A 15,912-nucleotide genomic window follows, 5' to 3' on the forward strand; every position below is an offset into this window, starting at 1 on the left:
CGGCTCCCACCCCGTCCACTCCCGCGACCGGCGGGAGCGGGACGAGAGCAGGGCCAGCACCGGTGCGGCCTCCATGCACATCGCCGCTCAGCCGCCAACGTACGCCGCGAGGTGCTCACCGGTGAGGGTGGAGCGCTCTGCGACGAGGTCGGCGGGGGTGCCCTCGAAGACGATCCGGCCACCGTCGTGACCGGCGCCGGGACCGAGGTCGATGATCCAGTCGGCGTGCGCCATGACGGCCTGGTGGTGCTCGATGACGATGACCGACTTGCCGGACTCCACGAGCCGGTCCAGCAGGCCGAGCAGCTGCTCGACGTCGGCCAGGTGCAGACCGGTCGTCGGCTCGTCGAGGACGTACACCCCGCCCTTGTCGGCCATGTGCACGGCCAGCTTCAGCCGCTGCCGCTCACCGCCGGACAGCGTGGTCAGCGGCTGGCCGAGGGTGAGGTAGCCGAGGCCGACGTCCGCCATCCGCTCGACGATCCGGTGCGCGGCCGGGATGCGCGCGTCGCCCTCGCGGAAGAACTCCTCCGCCTCGGTCACCGACATCGCGAGCACCTCGCTGATGTCGCGCCCGCCGAAGTGGTACTCCAGCACCGACGCGTCGAACCGCTTGCCCTCGCAGTCCTCGCAGGTCGTGGCGACGCTCTGCATGATCGCCAGGTCGGTGTAGATGACCCCGGCGCCGTTGCAGGTCGGGCAGGCGCCCTCGGAGTTGGCGCTGAACAGGGCCGGCTTGACGCCGTTGGCCTTGGCGAACGCCTTGCGGATCGGCTCAAGGAGGCCGGTGTACGTCGCCGGGTTGCTGCGCCGCGAGCCGCGGATCGGCGTCTGGTCCACCGAGACCACGCCCTCCGGCGCCGGGATCGAGCCGTGCACGAGCGAGCTCTTGCCGGAGCCGGCGACGCCGGTGACGACACAGAGCACGCCGAGCGGGATGTCGACGTCGACGTCCTGGAGGTTGTTGGCGCCGGCGCCGCGGATCGCCAGCTTGCCGGTGGCCTCGCGGACCGTGTCCTTGAGCCTGGCCCGGTCGTCGAGGTGGCGGCCGGTGACGGTGTCGGAGGCCCGCAGCCCGTCGAGGGTACCCTCGAAGCAGACGGTGCCGCCGGCCGTGCCCGCGCCGGGGCCCAGGTCCACGACATGGTCGGCGATGGCGATCGTCTCCGGCTTGTGCTCGACCACGAGCACCGTGTTGCCCTTGTCCCGCAGGCGCAGCAGCAGGTTGTTCATGCGCTGGATGTCGTGCGGGTGCAGACCGATGGTGGGCTCGTCGAAGACGTACGTGACGTCGGTGAGCGAGGAGCCGAGGTGGCGGATCATCTTGGTGCGCTGCGCCTCACCGCCGGACAGCGTGCCCGAGGCCCGGTCGAGGGAGAGATAGCCGAGGCCGATCTCCACGAACGAGTCGAGGCTGTGCTGGAGCTTGGCGAGCAGCGGCGCGACGGACGGCTCCGTCAGCCCGCGGACCCATTCGGCGAGGTCGCGGATCTCCATCGCGCAGGCGTCGGCGATGCTGACCTTGTCGATCTTCGAGGAGCGGGCCTGCTCGCTGAGCCGGGTGCCGCCGCAGTCGGGGCATTCGGCGAAGGTGACCGCCCGGTCCACGAAGGCGCGGATGTGCGGCTGCATCGACTCGCGGTCCTTGGACAGGAAGGTCTTCTGGAGCTTGGGGATCAGGCCCTCGTAGGTGAGGTTGACCCCGTTGATCTTGACCTTGGTCGGCTCGCGGTAGAGGAAGTCGTGCCGCTCCTTCTTGGTGTACTTCGCGATCGGCTTCTCCTTGTCGAAGAAGCCCGACTCGGCGATGACCCGCACGACCCACCCGTCTCCCGTGTAGGTGGGGATGGTGAACGGGTCCTCCGAGAGCGACTTGGAGTCGTCGTAGAGCTGTGTGAGGTCGATGTCGGAGACCCGGCCGCGGCCCTCGCAGTGGGTGCACATGCCGCCGGTGCGGCTGAAGGAGACCTTCTCGGTCTTGGTCTTGTCGGCACCCCGGTCGATGGTGAAGCCGCCCTGCGCCGAGACCGAGGCGACGTTGAAGGAGTACGCGGCGGGCGGGCCGATGTGCGGCTTGCCGAGCCGGCTGAAGAGGATCCGCAGCATCGCGTTGGCGTCGGTGGCGGTGCCGACGGTGGAGCGCGGGTCGGAGCCCATGCGCTGCTGGTCGACGGTGATGGCGGTGGTCAGACCGTCCAGGACGTCGACCTCGGGCCGCGCGAGGTTCGGCATGAACCCTTGCAGGAACGCGCTGTAGGTCTCGTTGATCAGCCGCTGCGACTCGGCGGCGATCGTGTCGAACACCAGGGAGCTCTTGCCCGAGCCGGAGACCCCGGTGAACACCGTCAGCCGGCGCTTGGGGATCTCGATGCTGACGTCCTTGAGGTTGTTCTCCCGGGCACCGTGCACACGGATCAGTTCGTGGCTGTCGGCAACGTGCGGCTCGGTCATCGTGAAGTCTCCATCTGCAACTCGGTCGGGAACGTTGCCGGTGAGGGCGCGGGGGTGGGCTCAGGGAGAGAGCCTCAGGCCCGCGCCTGGATACGGACCAGGTTGCCCGCGGGGTCCCGGAAGGCACAGTCGCGGATGCCGTACGGCTGGTCGGTGGGCTCCTGGACGACCTCGGCGCCGCTCGCCTGCACCTTCTCGAAGGTGTCATCGACGTTCCCGGTGGCCAGCAGGATCCAGCCATAGGTGCCCTTGGCCATCATCTCGGCGATGACACGGCGCTCGTCGTCGGTGACGCCGGGGTCCGCGGCGGGCGGCGCGAGCAGGATGGACGTGCCGGGCCGGCCGGGCGGGCCGACCGTGATCCAGCGCATCTTGCCCTGGCCGACGTCGGTGCGCACCTCGAAGCCGAGGGCGTCGCGGTAGAAGGCCAGGGAGGCGTCCGGGTCGTCGTGCGGAAGAAAACTGGCGTGAATGCTGATGTCCATGCCCGTCACGCTAGCCGTGGCAGGGGGGTGGCGCTTCTCGATTCCTGACCGGCCCCGGCGGCACAGCGGATTCCTTCGCCCCGCCCCTACCGGTCCCGCCCCGCCCGGGCCTCGATCCCCCGGAAATGGACCGCCATCGCCCGCTGCGCGCCCTCGACGTCACGGGCGCGCAGGGCGGTGACGATGTCGCGGTGCCAGCGGGCGGTGACCTCGGGCGAGGGGTCGTCGGGGCGGCCGCGGGCGCCGTTCACACGGCGGAAGACCGTCCAGAACGCGGCGAGGAGCTGCGGCACGAGGTCGTTGCCGAGACAGGCGTAGAGCAGCTCGTGGAACTCGCGGTCCAGCTCCGGGAAGGGTCGCCCGGACCGTCCCGCCGCCTCCATCCGGGACACGACCGCATCCAGCCGGTCCAGCTCGGCCTCGCTCACCGTCGCCGCCACCCGCCGGATCAGCCCCTCCTCCAGCACCTCCCGCACCTGGAGGATCTCGGCGAGCGCACCGGTGTCGTGGTCGTGCCGGGCGAGCGTGCGGAAGGTCAGCCCGTCGATCAGCGGAGTGAGCGAGGCCTGGCCGACATACGTCCCGTAGCCGTGCCTGATCTCCACGATGTCGAGGGCTTGGAGCGCCTTGAGCGCCTCGCGCACCGAGTTGCGGCTGACGCCGAGGTCCTCCATCAGCTCGGCCTCGGTGGGCAGCAGGGCGCCCGCCTGGAGCCTGCGGTCGATGATCAACTGCATGACCTGGCGCTGGATCCGGCTGTTCCTGGACCCCTCGGACGTACGGCTGTTCCTGGGCTGCCCGGGCATGCGGCGCATCGTACGCGCACCCGGACGTCCCACGTCCCATGTCCCGGAAAACCCCCTGACGGGGGGTCAACTCGCGCCATTTCACAGCGCCATTGGTCCGACCTGTGGCAGATGCGCCATTCGCGTGAGATCCCTTGACCGCCCCCAGCGCCCCACCTATGGTCGCGCTGACCGTCAGGACGTAGGACGTCGTATCTCCTCAAACCTTCCGAGCACTCGCTGGAGGAACCGTGCGCGACGTGACCCACGACGTGCCGGCGCTGCACCGCCGGTCGTTCCTGAAGTACACCGGCGCGCTGGGCGCGGCCGCCGCCGTCTCCGCGTCCCTGTCGGCCTGCTCGTCCGGGCCGGAGTCCACGAACGAGACCGGCGGGGGCGGTGGCGCGAACCGGACCCTCACCGCAGTGATCGGCTACGGCAACGACGGCAGCTGGGATCCCACCCAGACGGCGTCCGCCTTCTGCATGGCCGCCAACAACCACATCTACGAGGGCCTCCTCGACACCGACCCCATCTCCCGCGAGCCGTATGCCGCGCTCGCCACCCAGGTGCCGGCCGACCCGAACGCCACGTCGTGGAAGTTCACCCTGCGCGCCGGGGCCCGGTTCCACGACGGCAAGCCGGTCACCGCCGACGACGTGGTCTTCGTCTTCGACCGGATCCTCGACCCGAAGACCCAGACCCTCGCCAAGGGCTTCTTCGTCAGCTGGCTGAAGGAAGTGCGCAAGATCGACGCGCAGAACGTCGAGCTGGTGCTGAAGTTCCCCTTCCCGGACGGGCTCGCCCGGCTGACCCTCGCCAAGATCATGCCGAAGCACGTGTTCTCGCAGCCCGGCGGGTGGGACGAGGCCATCAAGGGCAAGGCGATCGGCTCGGGGCCGTACATGCAGGCCGCGCACCACCCGAAGTCGAACACCACCTTCGAGGCGTACGCGGACTACAACGGCCCGCGCAAGGCGGCCTTCAAGAAGATGAACTGGCTGACCATCGTGGACGCGGCGCCGCGCGTGGCCAGGATCTCGGGGGCCAGCGCGGGCGCGCAGATCGCCGACAACATCCCCTACGCCAACATCGGGCAGCTGGAGAGCGGCGGGCTGACGGTCGCGGGCGGCGCCGGGATGAACAACCTGTTCCTGATGTTCAACACCAGGCACAAGCCCTTCGACGACGTCCGGGTCCGCCAGGCCCTGCACTACGCCATCGACACCGGCAAGATGATCGAGGTCGCGCTCAAGGGACACGGGAAGCCGTCGTCGTCCTTCCTCAACCAGTCCAATCCCAGCTTCCGGCCGGCCAAGACGGTCTACGACTACGACCCGGACAAGGCGAAGGCACTGCTGAAGCAGGCCGGGGTCAGCGGGCTGAAGATCGAGATCCTCGCCGTGAACGTCAGCTGGATCGTGGACTGCCTGCCGACCATCAAGGCGTCCTGGGACGCGATCGGCGTGCGGACGACCCTGTCCCCGCAGGAGACGACGGCCGTCTTCACCAAGATGGACCAGAAGCAGGACTACCAGGTCGTCGCCGCCGCCTCGAACCCCAACCAGTTCGGCCTCGACGCCGATCTGATCATGCATTACAACTACGGGCCCGAGAACCTGTGGATGCAGTACACGCGGTGGGCCGGCAACTCCGTCGCCAAGGCGCTGTTCAAGGACATGGACCGGGCGACCCAGGAGCCGGACGCCGAGAAGAAGAAGACGATGGTCCAGGACTACATCGACATCGTCGCCGAGCAGGCCGTCCTCTACCCGGTCGTCCACAACGAGCTGATGACCGCGTGGAACCCGAAGGAGCTCACCGGGATAAGGGCACAGCCGTACCCCGGCATCAACCTCCTCCAGGCCAAGTGGGCCTAGGAGTCACTGAGTGATCACCGTCGTCAGGATCCTGGCCAGGCGCGTTCTGCTGCTCGTGCCGCTGATGCTGGGCATCGTGCTGTTCGTGTTCCTGGTCATGCGGTTCTCGGACGTCGACCCGGCGTCCGCGTTCTTCCAGGGCGCCAACCCCACCGCCCAGCAGCTGCACGACTTCCGCGAGCAGAACGGCCTGCTGGATCCCCTGCCCGTCCGCTACGTCGTCTTCATCGGCGACCTGGTCCACGGCGACATGGGCACGAGCGCCCTGACCCGGGCGCCGGTCGTCGACCAGGTGATGACCGCGCTGCCGCTGACCATCCAGCTCACCTTCCTGGGGCTCGGCATCGCGGTCGTCCTGTCGCTGGTCGGCGGCGTCACCGCGGCCATCTACCGCGACCGCCTGCCCGACCAGATCATCCGCGTCGTCTCCCTCACCGGGGTCGCCGCCCCCGGCTTCTGGCTGGCGCTGCTGATGATCCAGTACCTCGCCGTCGACCTCGGCTGGTTCCCGACCGGCGGTTACATCAACCCGGCCGACTCCTTCACCGGCTGGCTGAAGACGATGACCCTGCCCGCCCTCGCGCTGTCGCTGCCGGTGGCGGCGCAGCTGACCCGGATCGTGCGCACGTCGGTGGTGGAGGAGCTCGACAAGGACTACGTCCGCACGGCGATCGGCAGCGGCCTGCCGCCGCGGGTCGTGGTCGGCCGTAACGTGCTGCGCAACGCCCTGATCAACCCGCTGACCGTGCTCGGTCTGCGGGTCGGCTATCTGCTGGGCGGCGCGGTCGTCATCGAGACGATCTTCTCCCTGCCGGGCATGGGGAAGCTGATGATCGACGCGGTGAAGAACGGTGACCCGGCCGTGGTCCAGGGCGTCGTCATCACCACGGCGATCGGCTTCGTCGTCGTCAACCTGGTCATCGACATCCTGTATCTGCTGGTCAACCCGCGGCTGCGGGAGGCGACATGACGTTCAACCGCAAGCGTCTGGCCGAGGCGCTGTCCCGGCCCGGCATCCGTCTGCGCGGCTGGCGCAAGCTGCCGATGCTGTCGAAGGTGGCCGTCTGTTTCCTGGCCGTCGTCGTGGTGGTCGCGCTGTTCGCCCCGCTGCTCGCCCCGCACGACCCGCTCGACCAGCAGCCGCCGGTCGACGGCACCGGGCATCCGTCCGCCGGCCACTGGATGGGCCAGGACAGCCTCGGCCGGGACATCCTGAGCCGGCTGATGTACGGGGCCCGCTGGTCGCTGGCGATCGGTCTCGGCGCGACCGCGCTCGCGCTCGTCGTCGGCGCGCTGATCGGCGCCGTCGCGGCGACCTCTCGCAAGGCGGTCGACGAGACGCTGATGCGCTGTCTGGACGTGGTGATGGCGTTCCCGGGCATCGCGCTGGCCGCGGTGCTCGTCGCGGTCTTCGGCGGCGGCATCACCGTCCTGATCTGCGCGATCGCCTTCCTGTTCACACCGCCCGTGGCCCGGGTGGTCCGGGCGAACGTCCTCGACCAGTACGGCGAGGACTATGTGACGGCGGAACGGGTCATCGGCGCCCGCACCCCGCACATCGTCATCAAGCACGTGGCGATCAACTGCGCCGCCCCGGTGCTGGTGTTCTGCACCGTGCAGGTGGCCGAGGCGATCGTCTTCGAGGCGTCGCTGTCGTTCATCGGCGCCGGCGTGCGGCCGCCGGACCCGTCCTGGGGCAGCGTCATCGCGGACGGCAAGAACATGGTCCTGACCGGCGGCTGGTGGGCGACCGTCTTCCCCGGGCTGCTGATGCTGGTGACCGTCCTTTGCCTGAACATCCTCTCCGAGGGCGTCTCGGACGCCTGGGCGGCGCCGTCCGCGCGCGAGGTCGACGTGAAGGAACAGCACGACCACCTCCAAGCGCCCGAGCCGGGCAGCGGCGAGGTGCTTCGGCTGCCCGGGCTCACGGAGGCCGCGGCCCGGCTGCGGTCACGGGCCCGGCCGCTGCCCGGGGGACGGCTGCCGGTGCTCGCGGTGGAGCATCTGGCGATCGGCTTCGAGGGCCGGCACAGCGGCGTGGACATCGTCGACGGCATCAGCTTCGAGGTACAGCCCGGCGAGGTCCTCGGCCTGGTCGGAGAGTCGGGCTGCGGGAAGTCGCTGACCGCGCTCGCGGTGATGGGCCTGGAGCCCAAGGGTGCCCGGGTGCGCGGCCACGTCCGCTTCAACCAGCGGCAGTTGGTGGGCGAGCCGATGCGGGTACGCCGCAAGCTGCTGGGCCACGAGATGGCGATGATCTACCAGGACGCCCTGTCGTCCCTGAACCCGGCGATGACGATCCGCTCGCAGCTGGGGCAGGTCGTACGCCGTGGCGGCCGGCGCAGTCCGCACGAGCTGCTCACCCTGGTCGGCCTCGACCCCGAACGTACCCTGCGCAGCTATCCGCACGAGCTCTCCGGCGGCCAGCGCCAGCGCGTGCTGATCGCGATGGCCCTGTCCCGGGACCCGAAGCTGATCGTCGCCGACGAGCCGACGACCGCGCTGGACGTCACCGTGCAGGCGCAGATCATGGAGCTGCTGCTGAGGCTGCGGGAGGAGCTGGGCTTCGCCCTGATCCTGGTCTCGCACGACCTCGCGCTGATCTCGGACGTCACCGACCGGGTGGTCGTGATGTACGGCGGCCAGATCGTGGAGACCGGCGTGACCGCCGACCTGGTGGAGGCACCGGCGCACCACTACACGCGGGGTCTGCTCGGCAGCGTGCTCTCGCTGGAGTCGGCGCAGGAGCGGATGACGCAGATCAGGGGCGTGGTCCCCTCCCCCGCCGACTTCCCCGCGGGCTGCCGCTTCGCGGACCGCTGCCCGCTGGCGAGCGAGGTGTGCCGCACGACAGCGCCCACTCTGGTGGGAACACCGACGCACACCGCGGCCTGCCACCACCCGGCGATCCTCCTGTCCCCGACGGACCGCTCCGAGAGCGAGGCGGTGACATGAGCGCGAGCGGGACGAACACTCTGGTCGAGCTGTCCGACGCGCACGTCGTGCACAAGGCGCGCAGTGGTGGGCTGTTCACCCGGGACAAGGTGTACGCCCTGACCGGCGCCGACCTCACCATCGCGCCCGGCGAGACGGTGGGCGTGGTCGGCGAGTCGGGGTGCGGCAAGTCGACGCTGGCGAAGGTGCTGGTCGGCGTGCAGCGGCCGACGTCGGGCAGCGTGGCGTTCCGTGGGCGTGACCTGTGGGCCATGACGCCGGCCGAGCGCAGGACGGCCGTGGGCGCCGGCACGGGCATGATCTTCCAGGACCCGTCGACGGCCCTGAACCGCCGGCTGCCGGTCCGGCAGATACTGCGGGACCCGCTGGACGTGCACGAACGCGGCACCAAGCGCGAGCGCGAGGACCGGGTGCGGGAGCTGATGGCCCTGGTGGGCCTGCCCCGCGCCCTGGCCGACGCCCTGCCCGGCCAGCTGTCGGGCGGTCAGCGCCAGCGCGTCGCCATCGCCCGCGCGCTGGCCCTGGACCCCGACCTGGTGGTGGCGGACGAGCCGACGAGCGCCCTGGACGTGTCGGTGCGCGCCCAGATCCTGAACCTCCTGCTGGACCTGAAGGAGCGCCTCGGCCTGGCCCTGGTCTTCGTCTCGCACGACATCCAGACGGTACGGCGGATGAGCGACCGGGTGATCACGATGTACCTGGGCCGGATCGTCGAGGAGGCCCCGGCGGCCGGTGTCACCGACGGCTCCCGGCACCCGTACACCCGCGCCCTGTTCTCCGCGACCCCGGGCCTGCTGGACCCGATCGATCCGATTCCGCTGGTCGGGCCGGTCCCGTCGGCCACCCGGCCGCCCAGTGGATGCCCCTTCCGGACCAGGTGCTGGAAGGCGGACGGGGTATGTGCGGAGGTGATGCCGGAGTTCTCGGCCGCGTCGAGCCCCGCGCACCGTTACAGGTGTCACCATCCAGTGGAGGAGGGCGAGGCCACCCGCGACCTCGTACGAGAGAGCCACAGTTCCAGGGAGCCCTGACCATGATCCCCACCCCGCTCACCGGTGTCGTCCCGCCCGTCTGCACGCCCCTGACACCGGACCGCGAGGTGGACGTCCCGTCACTGCGCAGGCTGATCGACCATCTGATCCAGGGCGGGGTGCACGGCCTGTTCGTGCTCGGGTCGACGTCGGAGGTGGCGTATCTGACGGACCGGCAGCGGCGGCTGGTGGTGGACACGGCCGTACGGCACGCCGCCGGCCGGCTCCCGGTCCTGGCCGGCGTGATCGACATGACGACGCCGCGGGTCCTGGACCACGTGCACGAGGTCACGGAGGCCGGCGCGGACGCCGTGGTGGCGACGGCCCCGTTCTACGCGCGCACCCACCCCGCCGAGATCGCCCACCACTACCGGCTGATCGCGACGGCCTGCCCGGTCCCGGTCATCGCCTACGACCTGCCGTCCGGCGTGCACACCAAGCTGCCCGCCGAGGTCGTCCTGGACCTGGCCGCCGAGGGTGTGCTGGCGGGCCTGAAGGACTCCAGCGGCGATCTGGCCGGTTTCCGCGAGGTCGTCATGGGCGTCCGCAACCGGCCCGACCTCAAGGGCTTCAGCGTGCTGACCGGCTCCGAGCTCATCGTGGACGCGGCTCTCGCGGTCGGCGCCGACGGGGCGGTGCCGGGCCTGGCCAACGTCGACCCGGCGGGCTACGTCCGCCTCGACCGCCTGTACCGCTCCGGCGACCGGGAGTCGGCCCGTGCCGAGCAGGAACGGTTGTGCGCCCTGTTCGGCATGGTGACCGTCGGCGACCCCGAGCGGATGGGCGGCAGCTCCTCGGCACTGGGCGCGTTCAAAGCGGCACTGCACCTGCGGGGCGTCATCGACTGCCCGGCGACAGCGGAGCCTCAGGTGCCGCTGTCGCCGGAGGAGGTCGAACGGGTGGGGAAGTTCCTGGCCGGGGCGGGGCTGCTCTAGGCCGGTTCCGCCACGGCGGCCACTAGCTCAGATCGGTCACCGGCAGCCGGCGGAACTCGATCGTCTCGTAGGTGCCCGACTGCCCCGTCTCGTACAGCAGCCCGACCGTCTGCCCGTCGAGCCGCACCAGGTCGGAGTACGCCGCCCGCTTCTGCGACAGCGTCAGTACCTTCGTGAAGGTCGCCCCGCCGTTCGTGCTGCGCCACACGGCCATCGACTGCCGGGCGGTGGGCACGGACGGACCGGAGAACAGCAACGGAGCTCCGGTGCCCGGGAGTTGGAGAACGCTGCCCTCGACCACCGGCACGTCGTTCAGCGAGGGCTGCATCGTGTACGGCCGGTCCAGACTCTCGCCGCCGTCGCTGGAGACGCTGTCGAGGCGGTTTCCCGCGCTCGTGCCGTTCTGGTCGCGGGAGTTGAAGTACACCCTGCCGTCGGGGAGTTCGGCGGCGGTGGACTCGTTGGCGTTGCTGTAGCCGTCGTAGGTCTCGTCCACGAAGCCCGTCTGCCACGTACGCCCGCCGTCGTCGCTGTAGATGGCGTGGGCGCCGTAGTACTTGGCCTCCTGCCCGGTGTCGCCGGAGCCCGCCGGCGGGGCCACCGAGTGGTTGGAGGGGACCACCAGCCGGCCCGCGTGCCTGCCGTGCCGGAGCGCGATCGCGTGCCCGGGGCCGGTCGCGTACCAGCGCCAGTTCGCCGGCTTCACGTCCCCCGTGACATCGCGGGGCGCGCCGAAGCTCCGCCCGTCGTCCGTGCTGCGCTGCACGAACACCCGGCGGCTCTGCTCCGCCGTCGCCTCGCCCCGCATGATCTGCGCCTCCGTCACATCCCCGCTGTTGTAGGAGGTGACCAGCACGACCGCGCCGGTGAGCGGGTCCACCACCGGCGCCGGGTTGCCCCGGGTGTCCCCGTCCCCGGCGGCGACCACCGCGACCGGTCCCCAGGTGCAGCCGCCGTCCAGGGACCGTCTGAGGACGACATCGATGTCGCCGGTGTCACCGGCCCCGTCGTGCCGGCCCTCGGCGAAGGCCAGCACCGTGCCCGGCGCGGTCGTGACCGTCGCCGGGATGCGGTACGTGTCGTAGCCGCCCTCGCCCGAGACGTACGGCACGGAGGACGTGCAGCCGGGGGCCGCCGAGGCGGTGCCGGCGGCGGTGAGCGGGGTGGTCAGGAGGACTGCGGTGGCCAGGAGTGTGCGGCTCAGGAGGGTCATCGAGCTCCCTTGACGGAGGGTCAGACATTGACCTGTCCGTCACAGGTTCCCCGGAGTCACCATCCCTGACTCATACGCCACGACGACCAGCTGTGCCCGGTCGCGCGCCCCCAGCTTGCCCATGATGCGGCTGACATGGGTCTTGGCCGTGAGCGGACTGAGTCCCAACGCTTCCGCGATCTCCGTGTTGTTGAGCCCGCGCGCGACCAGCGTCAGCACTTCGCGTTCACGTTCGGACAGGCATTCGGGCCCGCCGGCCGCGGGTGCCGAGGGGCTGCGGAGGAACCGCTCGATCAGCCGTGCGGTCGGTCCCGGCGACAGCAGGGAGTCGCCCGCGGTCACCGTACGGATGGCGTCGAGGAGTTCGGCCGGGCGGGTGTCCTTCACGAGGAACCCGGAGGCGCCGGCCCGCAGCGCGTCCACGATGTTCTCGTCGGTGTCGTAGGTGGTCAGCACCAGCACGCGCACCCCGGCCAGGTCCTCGTCGGCCGCGATCAGCCGGGTCGCCTCGATGCCGTCGAGGTCGGGCATGCGGATGTCCATCACGACGAGGTCGGCACGCGAGGTGCGGGCCAGTTCCGCGGCCTCCCGGCCGGTGGCCGCCTGGCCGACGACCTCCATGTCCGGCGCCGACTCGACCAGCATCGCGAACGCCTCCCTGACGAGCGTCTGGTCGTCCGCGAGCAGGACGCGGATCATCTCTCCCCCTCCCGGCCGGTCCCGACGGACACCCGGCTCTCCTCGGGCAGTCCGGTCCCGGTGGGCAGTACGGCGCTCACCTCGAAGCCCCCCTCGTCGCGCGGCCCGGCGTCGAGTGTGCCACCCACGCTGCGGGCCCGTTCACGCATCCCGACCAGACCGTAGCCGGGGCTCTGCGCGGAGGGCGCGGCACGGCCGTCGTCGGCGACCGACAGCCGCAGGGTGCCCATCTCCTCGTACAGCGCGACGCGCACGGCCGGTTCGGGCCCGGCGTGCCGGACCGCGTTCGTCAGCGCCTCCTGCACGATCCGGTACGCCGCCGCCCCCACCGCGGGCGGCGCCTCCCGCACCCGTACGTCGGACTCCACCCGCGCCCCCGCGAGCCGCGCCGCCTCCACCAGGTCGGGCAGTCCGTCCAGCCCGGGCAGCGGCCCGCGGGTCTCGCCCGCGACGCCCTGCTCGCGCAGCACCTCCAGCGTGCCGCGCACCTCACCGCGTGCCGTGCGGCAGGTCTCGGCGATGTCGTCGAGCGCCTTGGCGATCGTTTCCCGGTCCATCCGCTCGGGGTCCGCCGCCAGGACGTGCGCGGCCACCGACGTCTGCACGCCGATCAGGGTGATGCTGTGGGCCAGCAGGTCGTGCAGGTCCCGGGCGATGCGCAGGCGCTCCTCGGCGACCCGGCGGCGGGCCTCCTCCTCGCGGGTGCGTTCGGCGCGCTCGGCGCGTTCGACGACGGCGGCGAAGTACTGGCGGTAGTAGCGGACGTCGATGCCGCAGAGGAGGAACGCGAAGACCCAGCCGGAGATCCGCAGGAGCTCCACCGTCCCGTCGGGGTTGGTGAGGGCGTTCAGGATCAGTGTCACGCCGAGGACGGCGGCGCCGGTGAGCAGCGTGCGGCGCACCGTGCCGGTCGCCGCGACCGTGTACAGCACCACCATGGTCGCGAAGATGGGCGCGGCGTGGTTGTTCTCGAGGGCGTGGTACGGGGCGATGCAGACCATCACCGCGACCAGGACCAGCAGCGGACGGTGGCGCCGCCACACGAGTGGCACGTGTGCGGCGAGCAGCAGGGTCCAGCCGAGTGCGTCGGGCCGGCGCCCGTCGGCGCCGAGCAGGGCCAGGGCCGTGGCGACGACGGCCCACCCGGCAGCCAGCAGCGCGTCGTTGCGGGTGCGGTGCGGGGCGGTCATGGGGTCGCGGTTGATCGCCGCCATGACCCGTTCGCCGACGCGGGGTCGTACCTGTGTCCTGTTTGCCTGCACGGGCTCATCCTCCGCGATGGGGGCGCCCCTCCGGGAGGGAGGGGCGCCCGTCGGTTCAGTTGGCGGACACGGCCACGCGCTCCGGTTCCTTCGGCGGCACCGGCGGCTCCGGCGTCCGGGACAGCGGACCCGGCCACCACACCTTGCGCTTGAGCGCGACGCTGGCGCTGGTGACCAGGTAGGTGCGGACCAGGAAGGTGTCGAGGAGCACGCCGACCGCGATGACGAAGCCCAGCTCCACGAGCTGTACCAAGGGCATGTTGGTGAGCACCGCGAAGGTGGCGGCGAGGACGAGTCCGGCGGAGGCGATGACCCCGCCCGTCGTACGCAGCGCGGTGAGTGCGGCCGAGGCCGGTTCGGCGCCGTTCAGGCACTCCTCGCGCATCCGGTGCATCAGGAAGATGCCGTAGTCGACGCCGAGGGCCACGAGGAACACGAAGGACAGCAGCCCGAGTCCGGGGTCGGTGCCCTCGAAGCCGAAGAGCGGCTCGAAGACGAGTCCGCCGATGCCGAGCGCCGCGGCCCACACCGCGACCACGGCCGCGACCAGGATCAGCGGCGCGACGAGCGAGCGCAGCAGGACGACGAGGATCAGCAGCACCGACAGCAGCACGATCGGCACGACCACCAGGCGGTCGCGGGCGTTGGTGTCCTTCAGGTCGAGCTGCTCGGCGCTGGCACCGCCGACGTAGGAACCCTCCAGCCGGTCGCGCAGGGCCTCGATGGTGGCGGTCTCCCCGGCGGACTGGGGCGCCGCGGTGGCCAGGACGGAGATCTCGGTCCAGCCGTCTCCGGTACGGCCCTCCTGCGCGCTGTCGACGCCGCGCGTGTCCCGGATCGACGCGAGGGTCGCCTCCGCCCGGTCCTCGGGGGTGATGACGCTGATGGGCTGGGTGCCGCGCTCGGGGTAGGCCGCGGCGAGGGTCTCCATGGCGGCGACCGCGTCGGGCTTGGAGGTGAAGGAGTCCTCCTGCTTGAGGTTGCCGGGCAGGCCCAGGGTGCCGAGGGCGAGCGCGCCGAGCAGGACGGCGCCGCCGGCGAGGACGGTGAGGGGCCGGCGTCCGGCCGAGCTGCCCATCGCCGTGAACAGGGACCGGCGGGCCTTGGGTGTGCTGCCGAGGCGCGGCACGAGGGGCCAGAACACGCGCCGCCCGAGCAGGACCAGGATCGCGGGCAGCAGGGTCAGCATGGCGACGAGGGCGCACAGCACGCCGACGGTGCCGAGCGGGCCCATGCCGCGGCTGGAGTTGAGGTCGGCGGCGAGCAGGCACAGCAGTCCGGCGGCGACGGTGCCGGAGGAGGCGAGCACGGCGGGCCCGCAGCCCTTGAGCGCGGCGACCATGGCGTCGTAGGGCCGTTCGATGCGCCGCAGCTCCTCCCGGTAGCGGGAGACGAGCAGCAGTGCGTAGTCCGTCCCCGCCCCGAACACGAGGATGGTCATGATCCCGGAGCTCTGGCCGGAAACCGACGTCCCGAAGCCCTGGTTGAGTCCGTAGGCGACGCCCATCGACAGGTAGTCGGCCATACCGGCGACGGCGAGCGGCACCAGCCACAGGAACGGGCTGCGGTAGATGATGATCAGCAGCAGCGCGACGACGGCGGCCGTGGTGTACAGCAGCGGCCCGTCGAGCGAGTTGTAGACCTCACTGGCGTCGGTGGCGAGCGCCCCCGCCCCACCGACCTCGACGCTCAGCCCGTCGCTGCCCCGCGCGACGTCCCTGACGTCGTTGACGAGCAGGTCGCGTGCCTCCTCGTCGGTCCCCGGCTCGGTGCTCGCGATCGGGTACATCAGGGTGGTCCCGTCCCGCGACGGCACACCCTGCGGTTCACCGGTGAGCTTGTGCTCGCCCGCGATCCGCTGGATCTGCGCGGCGGCTGCCGCCTTGTCCGCCGAGGTCAGCCCGGCGTCGCGGTGATACACCACGACCATCTCGGTGGCCTCGCCGCCCGGCAGCCGCTCCTGGATCTTGGCCACCTGGGTGGAATCCGCACTGGCCGGCAGATAGTCCACGGCCCGGTCCCGCTGCACGTCCGCGAGCTTCGACGCGAACGGCGACACCGCCACCAGGACGACGATCCACAACCCGAGCACAAGCCAGGGCACACCCCGCCGCCGCGCACTCGTCCCTACGGCCCCCATGAGTCGGGCCCCCTTCCGATCGGATGTCTGGACGACTCCAAGACTTCCGTCAGGGGGGTGCCGAATCGTCGGGCGT

General features: G+C 71.1%; 12 protein-coding genes. 5 read left to right on the forward strand and 7 right to left on the reverse strand.

Going from position 1 to position 15,912, the window contains the following annotated elements; all coding sequences use genetic code 11:
- Positions 1–87: 87 nt before the first annotated feature.
- From PGH47_RS14030 to PGH47_RS14040, 3 genes are all read right to left on the reverse strand, one after another.
- Positions 88–2,451, reverse strand: coding sequence for an excinuclease ABC subunit UvrA (locus PGH47_RS14030; RefSeq protein ID WP_271663714.1), 2,364 nt, complete (start codon positions 2,449–2,451; stop codon positions 88–90).
- Positions 2,452–2,525: 74 nt separating this feature from the next.
- Complete coding sequence (locus PGH47_RS14035) at positions 2,526–2,936, reverse strand: VOC family protein (RefSeq protein ID WP_271663715.1); 411 nt, start codon at positions 2,934–2,936, stop codon at positions 2,526–2,528.
- An 86-nt stretch (positions 2,937–3,022) separates the two neighbouring features.
- Positions 3,023–3,742, reverse strand: coding sequence for a FadR/GntR family transcriptional regulator (locus PGH47_RS14040; protein ID WP_271663716.1), 720 nt, complete (start codon positions 3,740–3,742; stop codon positions 3,023–3,025).
- Positions 3,743–3,972: 230 nt separating this feature from the next.
- On the opposite strand from PGH47_RS14040, the gene PGH47_RS14045 reads away from it, so the two are divergent.
- The 5 genes from PGH47_RS14045 to PGH47_RS14065 are packed head-to-tail and all read left to right on the forward strand — an operon-like array spanning position 3,973 to position 10,522.
- Entirely contained in the window at positions 3,973–5,601 is a 1,629-nt protein-coding gene (locus PGH47_RS14045) for an ABC transporter substrate-binding protein (protein WP_271663717.1), read from the forward strand.
- 10 nt (positions 5,602–5,611) lie between these two features.
- Positions 5,612–6,571, forward strand: coding sequence for an ABC transporter permease (locus tag PGH47_RS14050; RefSeq protein ID WP_030951358.1), 960 nt, complete (start codon positions 5,612–5,614; stop codon positions 6,569–6,571).
- The gene (locus tag PGH47_RS14055) at positions 6,568–8,556 is read left to right on the forward strand and encodes a dipeptide/oligopeptide/nickel ABC transporter permease/ATP-binding protein (protein ID WP_271663718.1); all 1,989 of its coding nucleotides are present in this window, start codon (positions 6,568–6,570) and stop codon (positions 8,554–8,556) included. The genes PGH47_RS14050 and PGH47_RS14055 overlap by 4 nt, the downstream gene beginning before the upstream one ends.
- A complete protein-coding gene (locus tag PGH47_RS14060; protein ID WP_271663719.1) occupies positions 8,553–9,587 on the forward strand; it encodes an oligopeptide/dipeptide ABC transporter ATP-binding protein in 1,035 nt (344 codons plus the stop codon). Before PGH47_RS14055 ends, PGH47_RS14060 begins: the two co-directional genes overlap by 4 nt.
- Before the next feature lie 2 nt (positions 9,588–9,589).
- Entirely contained in the window at positions 9,590–10,522 is a 933-nt protein-coding gene (locus tag PGH47_RS14065; protein WP_271663720.1) for a dihydrodipicolinate synthase family protein, read from the forward strand.
- A 22-nt stretch (positions 10,523–10,544) separates the two neighbouring features.
- Here PGH47_RS14065 and PGH47_RS14070 read toward each other — a convergent pair whose 3' ends face one another.
- Genes PGH47_RS14070 through PGH47_RS14085 form a run of 4 tightly spaced genes read right to left on the reverse strand, consistent with a single transcriptional unit; the run spans position 10,545 to position 15,836 of the window.
- Complete coding sequence (locus tag PGH47_RS14070) at positions 10,545–11,735, reverse strand: sialidase family protein (RefSeq protein WP_271663721.1); 1,191 nt, start codon at positions 11,733–11,735, stop codon at positions 10,545–10,547.
- Between the two features lie 39 nt (positions 11,736–11,774).
- Positions 11,775–12,434 (reverse strand): response regulator, encoded by a 660-nt coding sequence (locus PGH47_RS14075; protein ID WP_107906629.1) that lies wholly within the window; start codon positions 12,432–12,434, stop codon positions 11,775–11,777.
- On the reverse strand, positions 12,431–13,696 hold the full coding sequence (locus PGH47_RS14080) for a sensor histidine kinase (protein WP_443048488.1): 1,266 nt from the start codon (positions 13,694–13,696) through the stop codon (positions 12,431–12,433). The genes PGH47_RS14075 and PGH47_RS14080 overlap by 4 nt, the downstream gene beginning before the upstream one ends.
- 55 nt (positions 13,697–13,751) lie before the next feature.
- Positions 13,752–15,836: an MMPL family transporter gene (locus PGH47_RS14085; RefSeq protein WP_271663722.1), complete on the reverse strand. Its 2,085-nt coding sequence runs from the start codon at positions 15,834–15,836 to the stop codon at positions 13,752–13,754.
- Between the last annotated feature and the right edge of the window lie 76 nt (positions 15,837–15,912).

Origin of the sequence: Streptomyces sp. HUAS 31 (genome assembly GCF_028198125.1) — a bacterium.
Classification (GTDB): Bacteria; Actinomycetota; Actinomycetes; order Streptomycetales; family Streptomycetaceae; genus Streptomyces; species Streptomyces chartreusis.

Coding starts and splice junctions, on each gene's coding strand:
- PGH47_RS14030 (WP_271663714.1), bottom strand. CDS start 2,451: ATGACCGAGCCGCACGTTGCCGACAGCCACGAACTGATCCGTGTGCAC.
- PGH47_RS14035 (WP_271663715.1), bottom strand. CDS start 2,936: ATGGACATCAGCATTCACGCCAGTTTTCTTCCGCACGACGACCCGGAC.
- PGH47_RS14040 (WP_271663716.1), bottom strand. CDS start 3,742: ATGCCCGGGCAGCCCAGGAACAGCCGTACGTCCGAGGGGTCCAGGAAC.
- PGH47_RS14055 (WP_271663718.1), top strand. CDS start 6,568: ATGACGTTCAACCGCAAGCGTCTGGCCGAGGCGCTGTCCCGGCCCGGC.
- PGH47_RS14060 (WP_271663719.1), top strand. CDS start 8,553: ATGAGCGCGAGCGGGACGAACACTCTGGTCGAGCTGTCCGACGCGCAC.
- PGH47_RS14065 (WP_271663720.1), top strand. CDS start 9,590: ATGATCCCCACCCCGCTCACCGGTGTCGTCCCGCCCGTCTGCACGCCC.
- PGH47_RS14070 (WP_271663721.1), bottom strand. CDS start 11,735: ATGACCCTCCTGAGCCGCACACTCCTGGCCACCGCAGTCCTCCTGACC.
- PGH47_RS14075 (WP_107906629.1), bottom strand. CDS start 12,434: ATGATCCGCGTCCTGCTCGCGGACGACCAGACGCTCGTCAGGGAGGCG.
- PGH47_RS14085 (WP_271663722.1), bottom strand. CDS start 15,836: ATGGGGGCCGTAGGGACGAGTGCGCGGCGGCGGGGTGTGCCCTGGCTT.